Origin of the sequence: Bacillus cereus, from assembly GCF_002564555.1 — a bacterium.
Lineage (GTDB): Bacteria > Bacillota > Bacilli > Bacillales > Bacillaceae_G > Bacillus_A > Bacillus_A cereus_K.
The window spans coordinates 22,954-36,241 of record NZ_NUVD01000020.1 but is presented as its reverse complement, the minus strand read 5'-3'; the positions used below and the strand labels follow the sequence as shown (position 1 = coordinate 36,241).

Genomic DNA, 13,288 nt, shown 5'->3' with positions numbered 1-13,288 from the left:
TATTAAACATCTTCTCTTTTCCAAAGAGGTCTTACATGAACAATTACTGTACGGATAACTGCTAAAATTGGAACCGATATTAACAACCCTACAATCCCAGCTATCTCTCCTCCAACTAGTAATGCAAGCATAATGATAACAGGATGCATTCGAAGCGACTTACCTACGATATAAGGAGATAAGATATTACTTTCAACGAATTGCAAAATAGCAATCGTAATTCCAGCTTTAATGAGTAAACTCGTTGATACCGTTGCTGCAATCATCAATGTTGGAATCGCTCCTAAAATAGGACCGAAGTACGGGATTATATCCGTTACCCCAATAATAATACCAAGCAGTAATGGATATTTCATACCGATAAACCAAAAAGAAAGGGCAGATACGCCTCCTAATACTAAGCAAACAAATAACTGTCCTCGAATATAGCTGCCAAGTGATTTATCAATTTCTTTCGCAAGCATTTGACCCGTACTACGCCATTTACTCGGGACTAGTTTCCAAAAGATATGATAAAACTCACCGTAATCTTTTAATATGTAAAATACAATGAACGGTATTAAGAAAATAATGAGCAATGAATCCAGTACACCACGAGCTGTACTCATCACTTTATTTAAAAGCGCTTGAATTTTCGCTTCTACACCGCCAAAAATTTGTTTCACCTTTTCATGAATAAACGACGGGAAATTCGCTGTTTGTTCTGTAACCCCATCCATCCAAGAGTCGTACATTTTTGTAAACTGCGGAAACTGTTCATTAATTTCTTGTAACTGCTTAATAACAATTGGCGTTCCTTTATAAATCCCATAACCAATTCCGCCAAAGAAAAGAATGTAAATAAGCAAAATAGCAAGCGTACGAGGCATTCCCTCTTTATGAATTTTTTCAATTAAAGGATGCAATAAATAAGCAATAAAGCATGCAATCAGAAACGGCGTGATCGCCACTTTAAATACAAAAATAATCGGCGCCCATAACGGCTTAATTTTTAAAAAGACAAGCAAACAAAGAAAAATGAGTAACAATAACCCTAAACGATATATCCAAATGATTTTAAGATTCTTCACACGAAAAACCTCCTCCACCTTTATTTTGAAAATAAACAGGGTAGGTTATGTGTAAAACTTTTAAAATCTTTTCAGACAGACCATACTGTTTTTAAAAGACGTACATATATTTAACATAATAAGGACAACCACCCTGAAAATACAAAACGTCAAAATATAATCAGGAGGGCTAATAATGGTCTTATTTATGCTCGTATTATCCGCACTTTTTATGATTCTTGAATGGGTTTGTATCGGGTTTGGTATTTGGAAAGGATTCTTTATTCGTTCCCCGCGAAAAGAAAGAGCGAAGCAATTATGGCATTATGGAGTACTTGGCGTTGGCTGTTACGGCCTATCTTATCTTTTCTCTGAAATCGGACTTTTTTATTTGCATATGGGAACGTAAAAAAACTCCCTTACTGATAAGGGAGTTTTTATTTCGTACAATTATAAATAAGATTTAATCATCTTACGTGCTTTTTTCATATTGCGTTTTGAAAATACATCTTGCTTGCGAGCATATTGATATGCTGCAGCTCCAACACTTAATGCGATTAATGAATTGCGTAGATTCAAAGTAAATCCCCCTTTTCGTTATCCGATCGTTCTTTCGTTCTCATCAAATAAATCATCAAGAGAGCTTAATGAACCATCTTCCTCTACTTGATGCGTATGGATTTTCCCCTTTGAAACCGATAATTCGATATAACAATTCCAGCAATAAAATTGGTTGACACCTATTTTCCCAATGTCTTTCCCTTTGCAATTTGGACAACTGAGCATATGGCTTTCATCTCCTTACAGTCTCCCAGATTCTATTCGCCATTATGTCCAAACTGCATTCATTTATACATTGCTGGAGCCTTTCAACGTTATACGTTTGAAAGTTTCACTATATAATTTCACCTTGTTACATGAAATCATACGGTGAAATGTTTTCCACGTCCATTTCTTCACCATTAACCGTTACCATCTGCACTTCTCCTTGCGATTCTTGCAAGCGACCAGCTAAAGTCGTTTGACGCATTGCATCATCAAGACGATTTACACCGGACTGGAAAGCTGATTCCTCCCCGCAAATAATAAGGAACTTCTTACTTCTTGTAATGCCAGTGTAAATTAAATTACGACGTAACATACGGTTGTAACTTTTTACAATTGGCATAATAACAATCGGAAATTCACTACCTTGTGATTTATGAATCGAACAGCAATATGCATGTGTAATTTGATTTAAATCCGGTTTTGTATACGTAACTTCAATTCCATCAAATGAAATGATAATCATATCTTGTTGCTCGACATTTTCTTTCGCATAAAACACTGAAACAATTTCTCCGATATCCCCATTAAACACTTGGCTCTCTGGCTGATTGACGAGTTGCAGTACTTTATCGCCTCTTCGGTATACAACATCACCGTAAGCAATTTCTTTACTCTTTTCCCTTTTCGGATTAAATACTTGTTGCAATGCTTCATTCAATACATTAATACCAGCAGGCCCGCGGTACATCGGCGCTAATACTTGTACATCTCTTGCGCTAAAGCCTTTTGTCTTAGCATTTTCACAAACTTTTTTCACAACCTCAACAATTTGAGCCCCTGTACAGCTAATAAATGAACGATCTTTTTTATTTTGTGCTAAATCTGGCGGGAGCGTACCATCTTTTATCGCATGGGCAAGTTGAATAACTGATGAACCTTCCGCTTGACGATAAATTTCTGTAAGCTTTACTGTCGGAACTGCACCTGCATTTAATAAATCTTTTAACACTTGTCCAGGGCCTACAGATGGCAACTGATCTTCATCGCCTACAACGATAACTTGAATATTCGTCGGTAATGATTTAAATAACTGATTTGCAAGCCAAATATCAACCATCGAAAACTCATCAATAATGAGTAACTTCCCTTGAACCGGATCGGTTTCATTACGCTGGAAAGACCCTTCTGGCGTCCAGCCAAGCAAACGATGAATTGTGCAAGCCGGCAGTCCCGTTGACTCGCTCATTCGCTTCGCAGCTCTTCCTGTTGGAGCCGTTAATAATATCGGAAATGGATTATCATCACTGTATTCATTCGGATTTAACGATAGCCCGTGAAGTGACGCATACATTTCTACAATTCCTTTAATAACAGTTGTTTTTCCTGTTCCTGGTCCACCTGTTAATAACATCATTGGCTTATGAAGTGCCGTTTGAATTGCTTCTTGCTGAAACGGGGCATACTGTACATTCAGTTGCTCTTCAATTTCACCTAATGTCTTTAACACTTCTGCTTCAGGAAATGAAGGTGTTTCCTCTTGATTCATGAGCCTGCGAATAGACTTTACAACACCTTTTTCAGAGTAGAACAACGATGCTAAATACACTCGTTCTTCTTCTATGATGACTTTCCCTTCACTTTGCATCATCTCAATGCAACCTATAATGTCTTCTTCCGTCACTCTTCCTTCTTGATTGTTTAAAAGTGACATCGTTTCTCTTACAAGTTGATCTTTTCCCATATAAACGTGGCCGAGTTGTAATGAAACATTCTCTAACGTATAGAAACATCCTGCACGCACACGGTCATCGTGATTACCCGATATCCCTAGCGCACGTCCTATATCGTCCGCTCGTCCAAAACCAATCCCGTCCACTTCTTCAATAAGTTGATACGGATTATTACGAATCACTTCTAATGTCATTTCTTTATATTGCTGGTAAATCTTAATGGAAAGTTTCGTTCCAAAACCGTAACCATTTAAAAAGCTCATTACTTTCTCTAATCCTTGATGCTCAACAATCGTCTCATATATTTCTTGCGCTTTTTGTTTGTTAACAACACCATTTAACGCCTCAGGATCATCCATAATTTTAGAAATAGCATGTTCCCCGAGATGGTCCACAATTTTTTCAGCTGTACGCTTTCCTATCCCTTTAAATAAATCACTCGCTAAATATTGCACCATACCTGCTTTTGTTTGCGGCAATTCTTTTTTAAATGTTTCAACTAAATACTGTTTCCCATACTTTGGGTGGTCTTTAAAGTGACCTGTTAATGTAAACACTTCATCTTCATGCATGCGGGGAAAATGACCGTTTATCATTACTTTTTTTTCTTCGTACGTTTCATTCGTTTCAATGACTTTCATACTGACAACGGAATAGAGGTTTTCTTCGTTGTGGAAAATGGTATGAAGAACTTGCGCTTTTATAAATTTTTTCTCTTCCTCAAACAAATCCATTGCATGTTGATTTCCCATCTTGCCTCTCCTTTCCGATTCTTTTCACTTTAATGAGCAGTACATCCCCCACCTCTTTAGATGAGGGATAACTACCCATTAACCTATATGTTCATCTTATTCAGCTTCTTGCTCTAATAAACGAATACCATTACCAGCTAAAAAGTGATCTGGCTGAATATCAGTTGCTTTCTTAAATAAGGCAAGAGCTTTCTCATTATTTTCTTCAAATACGTAAGCAACACCTAAATTATAATACGCGTCTGCATGCTCTTCATCCATTTCTAATACCTTTTCAAAATAAGGTTTCGCTTCTTGAATATGTTCTAATCGCGCGAAGCAAAGTCCGCACTGGAATACAGCTTCTACATCGTTTTCATCTAATTCCGTCGCTCTTTGTAAAAACGGCAGTGCAAGACGGTCATTTCCAAGCTGCACATGTGTGATGCCTAGCATAAACGTTACATCAGCTGATTGTAATCCAGCTTGCATCGCTTGTTCAAATACAGCTTTCGCCTCTGCAAATTGCTCTTGACCGTAATATACATTTCCTAGACCATAATAAGCAGCGGCTGATTTATCATCTAACTCTAATGCACGTTTATAAAATAAAATCGCTCTTTCACTATCACCTAGTACATCTAATAAATTTGCAAAATTAATGTATCCAAGCGCATCTTTCGGGTTTTCTTCGATTGCTTCCGTAAAATTTTTAGCTGCTTCTTCCCAGTTTCCTTCTTGCATATATTGAATACCTGTTTCAAGTTTGTTTGACATTTCCTTCACCTCTACAACAAATTATAACAAAGAATGTATTTTCCAAGCGAACGAAAATTCGCCTTATGTAAAAGAAACCTCTAACCGCTAATCGGCAGAGGCTTCTCATTTATCCTAAATAATCTAATTTCTTACCACTACGATATACTTCATCAATTGTAGCACCGCCTAAGCACTCATCTCCATCATAGAAAACAACTGCTTGTCCTGGTGTAATCGCACGAATCGGCTCGTCGCAAAGAATGCGAACAGTATTTTCATCAACGATTTGAACCGTTACTTTATTGTCTGCTTGACGATAACGGAATTTCGCTGTGCATTTAAATTCGGTTTCTTTTGCTTTGTTACTTACCCATCCTACATTCGTAGCAATAACTTCATCACCGTATAAAAGTTCGTTATGGAATCCTTGATCAACATATAAAATGTTGTCTTTTAAGTTTTTCCCAACAGCGAACCATGGATCACCGTTACCACCAATACCAAGGCCATGACGTTGTCCAATTGTATAATACATTAAACCGTCATGTTTTCCTTTCACTTCACCAGATAATGTTTGCATTACACCTGGCTGAGCTGGTAAATAGTTACTTAAGAAATCTTTAAAGTTACGCTCACCAATGAAGCAAATACCAGTACTATCTTTTTTCGCCGCTGTCGCTAAACCAGCTTCTGTCGCCATTTCGCGAATTTGCGGTTTCTTTAATTCACCTAACGGGAACATTGTTTTTGATAATTGCTCTTGGCTTAATTGATTTAAGAAGTATGTTTGATCTTTATTGTCATCAACGCCGCGAAGCATTTTATATTCGCCGTCCATATAAGCAACACGTGCATAATGGCCCGTCGCTACATAATCAGCACCAAGTGCAATTGCATGCTCTAAAAATGCTTTAAATTTAATTTCTTTGTTACACATTACATCTGGGTTTGGTGTACGACCAGCTCGGTATTCATCTAAGAAGTACGTAAATACTTTATCCCAGTATTGTTTTTCAAAGTTTACTGCATAATACGGAATACCGATTTGGTTACACACTTCAATTACGTCATTGTAATCTTCTGTTGCTGTGCAGACACCATTCTCATCTGTATCATCCCAGTTTTTCATAAAAATTCCGATTACATCATAACCTTGCTCTTTTAATAAAAGTGCTGCTACAGATGAATCGACGCCACCGGACATCCCGATGACAACGCGTGTTTCGTGAGGTAGTTTGTTCATCATGTCACCTCCCATGCTAATTTTGTGTTAATCGCTTCACGATTTTCACTGTTTCGTACGCCGCTTTTTCAATTTGCTCTTTCGTATTTCCAAGTCCAAAACTAAAGCGTACGGATGAACGTATTTGATCGGAGTCTTTTCCGAACATCGCCACTAATACATGTGATGGATCAATCGAACCAGCTGTACAAGCAGAACCACTTGATACCGCAATGCCAGCTAAGTCTAAGTTTACAAGAAACGGTTCAATGTTCATTCCTGTAAAACTTATATTCAACACATGTGGTAAGCGATATTCTAAGTTTCCGTTTACCTCGAAAGTAATGCCTTCATTTTTGAAGACAGATACCATTATATCTTTAAACTCTTCATATTGGGCATTTTTTTGCTCACGAGTTTTTTCGGCTAATAAAATTGCATGTTGAAGTCCCACAATACTAGGTACATTTTCCGTACCAGCGCGGCGTTTTCTTTCTTGCTCTCCGCCCGTTAATAACGGTTCAAACTTTACATTTGCACCAGCGTATAAGAACCCTACACCTTTTGGCCCGTTAATTTTATGAGCTGAAATCGATAATAAATCAATACCAAACTCTTTCACATCAATTTCTACTAAACCGTAAGCTTGTACCGCATCCGTATGGAAATAAGCTTGATGCTCTTTTAGCAACTTCCCTATTTCCGCAATTGGTTGCATTGTCCCTACTTCATTATTCCCAAACATAACAGATACAAGAATTGTCTCATCCGTTAATGCCTTTTGTATGTCAGAAACTTGAACACGCCCTGTTTCATCAACAGGTAAATACGTCACTTCAAACCCTTCGCGCTCTAGTAATTCACATGTATGCAAAATTGCATGATGTTCAATTTGCGTTGTAATAATGTGGTTTCCTTTATGACGGTTCGCACGCGCTACACCGATAAGTGCTAAATTATCAGCTTCTGTACCACCGCTCGTGAATATAATTTCATTTGGACTCGCGTGAATGCTACGTGCACACACACGTCTCGCCTCATCTACCGCATGGCGCGTTTGACGCCCATAAAAGTGAATACTAGACGGGTTTCCAAATGATTCTGTCATATATGGAATCATCTTTTCGACCACTTCTGGGTGAGTCGGAGATGTCGCAGCATGATCTAAGTAAATGCGTTCCATTAAATCTCCTTCTTTCCAAATCGTTTCACAAGGAATTAAATGTAAAACATATAACCCCCGTGATTTTCTTCCTCATAACGTACTAAATCTTCTAAAGTTGTACTATCTAACACTTCTTGCACCGCATCACGAACACGCATCCACAATTGGCGTTGTGCTGGTTCTTCTTCCTCTATCATTTCTACAACACTAATCGGACCCTCTAGTACACGGATTACATCTCCAGCTGTAATGTTGGCTGGCTGATCAGATAATACATATCCGCCATATGCACCACGCGTACTCTTTACAAGACGAGCGTTACGAAGTGGTGAAATTAATTGCTCTAAGTAATGCTCAGATAAGTCATGTGCCTGTGCAATTGATTTTAATGAAATTGGACCTTCACCAAACTTTTTTGCAAGGTCGATCATAATTGTTAAGCCATAACGGCCTTTTGTTGAAATCTTCATCTATTTTGCACCTCTTTTCAAATTTTCACTTCTATTGGTTATATATTTATTCGTAAAAGAACACAATTTAAAATCCTATGAAATTATAGCATAATATAGTATTATAAGAAATTTCAACTTGTGTAACAAAATGATAACATAAAATCACATTGAAAAACTCGGGAATTATTACAATTGAAAGAAAAATGAAAAAACTTATATTCATTTTTCCCACAAAACAGCATCTTATTTCAAATTCCATTACAAAAAATGATACGATAGAGTGAGATTATACATTAAGGGAGAAGGTCAAGATGAAACAACCACTCGCACATCGAATGCGCCCTACGAATATTCAAGAAATTATCGGACAACAACATTTAGTTGGTGAAGGAAAGATTTTGTGGCGAATGGTCCAAGCGAATCATTTTCAATCTATGATTTTATACGGCCCTCCAGGCACAGGAAAAACATCGATTGCTAGCGCAATTGCAGGAAGTACTGGAACCCCGTTTCGCCTATTAAACGCTGTTACGCATAATAAAAAAGATATGGAAGTTGTCGTACAAGAAGCAAAGATGCATCGCCATCTCGTTTTAATTTTAGATGAGGTGCACAGGCTAGATAAAGCGAAGCAAGACTTTCTATTACCTCATTTAGAAAGTGGACTCCTTACTTTAATTGGTGCAACGACGAGTAATCCATTTCATGCGATAAACTCTGCTATTCGGAGCAGGTGTCAAATTTTCGAATTACATGCCCTAACTGAAGATGATATTTTAATTGGATTAAAACGTGCTCTAGAGGATAAAGAAAAAGGCCTTGGAGAATACACTGTGACGGTAACAGACGAAGCACTGCACCACTTTGCAAACGCATCAGGCGGAGATATGCGTTCTGCTTATAACGCACTTGAACTTGCTGTATTATCTAGCTTTACAACGGATGACAAAGCTGCGGAAATTACGCTAGAAATCGCTGAAGAGTGCTTACAAAAAAAGAGCTTCGTTCACGACAAAGGCGGGGATGCACATTATGATGTACTATCAGCATTTCAAAAATCAGTGCGCGGAAGTGATGTAAATGCAGCGCTTCATTATTTAGCACGCCTTATCGAAGCTGGTGATTTACAAAGCATCGGTAGACGCCTTCTTATTATGGCATATGAAGATATCGGACTTGCTAGCCCGCAAGCTGGGCCACGTACACTAGCAGCGATCGAGTCAGCTGAACGAGTGGGATTCCCAGAAGCACGTATACCACTTGCAAATGCCGTTATCGAGCTTTGCTTATCACCAAAATCAAATTCAGCTTATAAAGCGCTTGATGCCGCATTACACGATTTGCGTAACGGTCAAACAGGTGACATTCCAAGTCATTTAAAAGATAGTCATTACAAAGGCGCAGAATCATTAGGTAGAGGTATCGGATACTTGTATCCACACGATCAGCCAAACGGCTGGGTACAACAACAATACTTACCTGATAAAATAAAAAACAAGCAATATTATAAACCAAAAACGACTGGGAAATTTGAACAAGCACTTTCTACTGTTTATGAAAGATTACAAAGTTCGAATAAAATAAAAAATAAAGGGTAACATAAACGAAAACGTCACCATTACGGAGGCTTCGCTTATGAAAACACGTCAAGATGCATGGACAAGAGAAGACGATCTCCTTTTAGCAGAAACTGTTTTACGACATATTCGCAGCGGAAGTACACAAATAAAAGCATTCGATGAAGTTGGCGATGCTTTGAATCGTACTTCCGCTGCTTGTGGCTTTAGATGGAATGCTGAAGTAAGAGCGAATTACGAAGATGCGGTGCAGATTGCAAAAAAACAACGTAAAGAATTAAAACGTTCTGAAGCTAAAATAGAAAAAGATCAGTTCACGAAAACGAAGCAACTCGTAATTGATGCCGAGTTTTCAGAAGATATTACGCCAAGTAAACAGCATCTTACAATGCAAAATGTCATCTCATTTTTGCAAAATTTGGAGCACAATAACCCTTCACTTGCGAAATTACAAACTGAAAATGACGTATTACAAACTCAGCTCACTTCCCTGCAAAAAACGAATAATGAACTTGAAGCAAAATTAGCGGTACTCACAAAAAAACAGCAAGCAATCGAAGAAGATTACGCAATGCTCGTTAGAATTATGGACCGTGCTCGAAAGCTTGTTTCAGTTGAAGAGCAAGAAGAGCATATTGCCCCGATTTTCAAAACCGATCAAAATGGAAATTTAGATATTATATATTCTGCAGAGAATTAAAAAACAGGGATGTCACTTTTTCAACTTAGTGACATCCCTATTTACTTCTTCCGCAAACAGCACATCGTTAAATGAAATTATATTAACGATTTTTCAAATATATCTATCACAACTCGAAATATATCAACGATTCGACAAGGAATATCGATTTACCAATAAAAATTGACATTAACAATATTTCTTTAAAACACACAAAAAGCATATACCCCAGGCGGATATATGCTTTCTTTTTTATTCTTGCCCTACACGCTTCACTTCTACGTTTTTAATACGCTCACGTACAACGTGACTTGCCATAATTAAGCCGGCCACAGATGGTACGAACGCATTTGAAGAAGGTGGTAATTTCGCTTTACGAATTTTTGCATTTTCGTCTGGTACGATTTCTTTACGTACCTCTTCACGAATTACGATTGGGTTTTCGTCAGAGAAGACAACTTTTACACCTTTTTTAATACCCTCTTTACGAAGCTTCGTACGAATTACTTTCGCAATTGGATCTGTATGTGTTTTAGAGATGTCCGCAATACGGAAACGAGTTGGGTCCATTTTATTCGCTGCACCCATACATGAGATAATTTTAATTTTACGACGTAAACATTGTTTAATTAAATGAATTTTGAACGTAATCGTATCAGATGCATCCACTACGAAATCCAAGCCGTGTTTAAAGAACTCTTCATATGTTTCATCTGTATAAAACATTTCTAGTCCAATTACTTCACACTCTGGATTAATGTCTGCAATACGCTCTTTCATTAATTCTACTTTTGAACGTCCTACAGTAGATACTAACGCGTGAATTTGACGGTTTACGTTTGTAATATCTACAACGTCTTTATCAACTAATACAAGACGCCCCACGCCAGAACGTGCTAACGCTTCTGCCGAAAACGACCCTACGCCGCCAATCCCTAAAATACCGACTGTACTATTTTTTAATATTTCAAGCCCTTCTTTACCGAAGGCTAATTCATTACGTGAAAATTGATGTAACATTCAGCTCTACACTCCTATTACAAAAATGGTCTACCATGTATTCTAGCGTTTTTCCGACTATTTGTATAGAAAAAGTTATAGAATTCCTAAAAATACATATTTCGAAAATGAAAACATAGTGTAAATCGGACTTTTACTTCTTCCTAAATACACGGTTTAGGATTCAGAGAACCGAGCAGATCGAGGTGCTAAAGCCAGGAGGAGCGCAGTGTAGGAGCACTACTCGAGCACCGGACTAGCATACGTAACGATGAGATGCGACAGTTATCTGAACCGAACTTTTTAAACAACCTCTCAAAAAAAGTCTAGATGGTATTAGTATACCCATCTAGACCCTATTTTCACTTCTCTTACTTCTTTTCTTTTAAGCTTAATTTTAAGTTTAGCTCTTCAAGCTGTGCTTCTGCAACTGGGCTTGGAGCTTCTGTTAATAGGCAGCTTGCGCTTGCTGTTTTCGGGAATGCAATTGTATCACGAAGATTCGTACGACCTGCAAGTAACATAACAAGACGGTCTAAACCTAATGCGATTCCGCCGTGTGGTGGTGTACCGTATTCGAATGCTTCTAATAAGAATCCGAATTGCTCTTGTGCTTCTTCTTGTGAGAATCCAAGTGCTTTGAACATTTTTTCTTGTACGTCACGCTCGTAAATACGAAGTGATCCGCCACCAAGCTCATAACCGTTTAATACAAGGTCATATGCTTGTGCACGTGCTTTTTCTGGTGCTGTTTCTAATAACTCAACGTCTTCACGGAATGGCATTGTGAATGGGTGGTGAGCTGCGAAGTAACGATCTGCATCTTCATCGTACTCAAGAAGTGGCCAATCCGTTACCCATAGGAAGTTAAATTTACTTTCATCGATTAACTCAAGCTCTTTACCTAGACGTAAACGAAGTGCACCTAAGCTATCTGCAACAACGCTCTTCTTATCTGCTACGAATAGTAATAAGTCGCCAGCAGTAGCTTCTAATGTAGTCATTAACACGTTTGCATCTTCTTCACCGAAGAATTTTGCAATCGGTCCTTTTAAGCCGTCTTCTTCCACTTTAAGCCAAGCTAGACCTTTTGCACCGTATACTTTTACGAATTCAGTTAATGCATCGATATCTTTACGAGAGTATTTGCTCGCAGCACCTTTTGCATTAATTGCTTTTACTTGTCCGCCGCTTTCTACAGCACTTGTAAATACTTTGAAACCACAACCTGCTGCAAATTCAGATAGGTCTGTTAATTCCATTTCAAAGCGTGTATCTGGCTTATCAGAACCGTAGCGAGCCATCGCATCAGCATATTTCATACGAGGGAATGGCGCACTAACTTCTACACCTTTCGCATCTTTCATAACTTTCGTCATCATGCGCTCCATCATTTCTAAAATTTCATCTTGCGTTAAGAATGATGCCTCGATATCGATTTGCGTGAATTCTGGTTGACGATCCGCACGTAAATCTTCGTCACGGAAACAACGTGCTACTTGATAGTAACGCTCAAATCCGCCGACCATAAGAAGCTGTTTAAATAGCTGCGGAGACTGTGGTAATGCATAGAATTCACCATCATGCACACGACTTGGTACTAAATAGTCACGAGCTCCTTCTGGCGTGCTCTTCGTTAAAATTGGTGTTTCAACTTCTAAGAACTCTTCTGTATCTAGGAAGTTACGAATTGTTTTTGTTACGTCATGACGCATTTTGAATGTGTTGAACATTACCGGACGACGTAAGTCTAAGTAACGATATTTTAAACGCACATCTTCTGATGCATCTGTATCATCAGCAATAATGATTGGCGTTGTTTTCGCTGCGTTCAATACGTTTACTTTCGTTGCTTGTACTTCAATACGACCTGTTGCCATATTGTCATTAATTGCACCTTCACCACGCTCAACAACTGTACCTTCTACGTGCAATACGTATTCGCTACGGATTGTTTCTGCTACTTCTAGTGCTTCTTTTGATGTTTCTGGGTTAAATACAACTTGTACGATACCTGTACGGTCACGTAAGTCGATAAAGATTAATCCACCTAGGTCACGGCGTTTTTGCACCCAACCTTTTAATTGAACTGTTTGTCCAACTGCTTCTACTGTTACTTTTCCACATGCATGTGTTCTTTCAGCCACTGTAAGTTCC

13 protein-coding genes are annotated in these 13,288 nt (G+C 38.3%); 3 read left to right on the top strand and 10 right to left on the bottom strand.

Translation table 11 applies throughout. The annotated features are described in order from the left end of the window. Positions 1-2 precede the first annotated feature (2 nt). Entirely contained in the window at positions 3-1,070 is a 1,068-nt protein-coding gene (locus tag COI75_RS10470) for an AI-2E family transporter (protein ID WP_000793103.1), read from the bottom strand. Between the two features lie 175 nt (positions 1,071-1,245). Between COI75_RS10470 and COI75_RS10465 the strand changes: the two genes are divergently transcribed. After that, positions 1,246-1,458 carry a hypothetical protein gene (locus tag COI75_RS10465; RefSeq protein ID WP_000242553.1) on the top strand — a complete coding sequence of 71 codons (213 nt, stop codon included), beginning with the start codon at positions 1,246-1,248 and terminating at the stop codon, positions 1,456-1,458. A gap of 41 nt (positions 1,459-1,499) precedes the next feature. Here the strand turns inward: COI75_RS10465 and COI75_RS10460 are convergent, their stop codons facing one another. From COI75_RS10460 to cymR, 7 genes are all read right to left on the bottom strand, one after another. Next, positions 1,500-1,628, bottom strand: a complete 129-nt coding sequence (locus tag COI75_RS10460; RefSeq protein ID WP_001053555.1) for a YrzQ family protein — start codon at positions 1,626-1,628, stop codon at positions 1,500-1,502. 18 nt (positions 1,629-1,646) lie between these two features. Then, complete coding sequence (locus tag COI75_RS10455) at positions 1,647-1,835, bottom strand: hypothetical protein (protein WP_000947445.1); 189 nt, start codon at positions 1,833-1,835, stop codon at positions 1,647-1,649. 127 nt (positions 1,836-1,962) lie between these two features. Continuing rightward, positions 1,963-4,299, bottom strand: a complete 2,337-nt coding sequence (recD2, locus tag COI75_RS10450) for an SF1B family DNA helicase RecD2 (protein ID WP_000528094.1) — start codon at positions 4,297-4,299, stop codon at positions 1,963-1,965. Positions 4,300-4,395: 96 nt separating this feature from the next. Further along, positions 4,396-5,055: a tetratricopeptide repeat protein gene (locus tag COI75_RS10445; protein ID WP_000066394.1), complete on the bottom strand. Its 660-nt coding sequence runs from the start codon at positions 5,053-5,055 to the stop codon at positions 4,396-4,398. 109 nt (positions 5,056-5,164) lie between these two features. Then, complete coding sequence (gene mnmA / locus COI75_RS10440) at positions 5,165-6,280, bottom strand: tRNA 2-thiouridine(34) synthase MnmA (RefSeq protein ID WP_001038015.1); 1,116 nt, start codon at positions 6,278-6,280, stop codon at positions 5,165-5,167. Positions 6,281-6,296: 16 nt separating this feature from the next. Beyond that, positions 6,297-7,442, bottom strand: a complete 1,146-nt coding sequence (locus tag COI75_RS10435) for a cysteine desulfurase family protein (RefSeq protein WP_000439898.1) — start codon at positions 7,440-7,442, stop codon at positions 6,297-6,299. 35 nt (positions 7,443-7,477) lie between these two features. Then, entirely contained in the window at positions 7,478-7,894 is a 417-nt protein-coding gene (cymR, locus tag COI75_RS10430) for a cysteine metabolism transcriptional regulator CymR (RefSeq protein ID WP_000704116.1), read from the bottom strand. A gap of 293 nt (positions 7,895-8,187) precedes the next feature. Between cymR and COI75_RS10425 the strand changes: the two genes are divergently transcribed. Both COI75_RS10425 and COI75_RS10420 read left to right on the top strand, forming a co-directional pair. After that, entirely contained in the window at positions 8,188-9,474 is a 1,287-nt protein-coding gene (locus COI75_RS10425) for a replication-associated recombination protein A (RefSeq protein ID WP_000812927.1), read from the top strand. Between the two features lie 37 nt (positions 9,475-9,511). Beyond that, a complete protein-coding gene (locus tag COI75_RS10420; RefSeq protein ID WP_000857723.1) occupies positions 9,512-10,153 on the top strand; it encodes an RsfA family transcriptional regulator in 642 nt (213 codons plus the stop codon). A 231-nt stretch (positions 10,154-10,384) separates the two neighbouring features. Here the strand turns inward: COI75_RS10420 and COI75_RS10415 are convergent, their stop codons facing one another. Beyond that, positions 10,385-11,152: a tRNA threonylcarbamoyladenosine dehydratase gene (locus COI75_RS10415; RefSeq protein ID WP_000903182.1), complete on the bottom strand. Its 768-nt coding sequence runs from the start codon at positions 11,150-11,152 to the stop codon at positions 10,385-10,387. 350 nt (positions 11,153-11,502) lie between these two features. Then, positions 11,503-13,278 carry an aspartate--tRNA ligase gene (gene aspS, locus COI75_RS10410; RefSeq protein ID WP_000840906.1) on the bottom strand — a complete coding sequence of 592 codons (1,776 nt, stop codon included), beginning with the start codon at positions 13,276-13,278 and terminating at the stop codon, positions 11,503-11,505. Positions 13,279-13,288 lie beyond the last annotated feature (10 nt).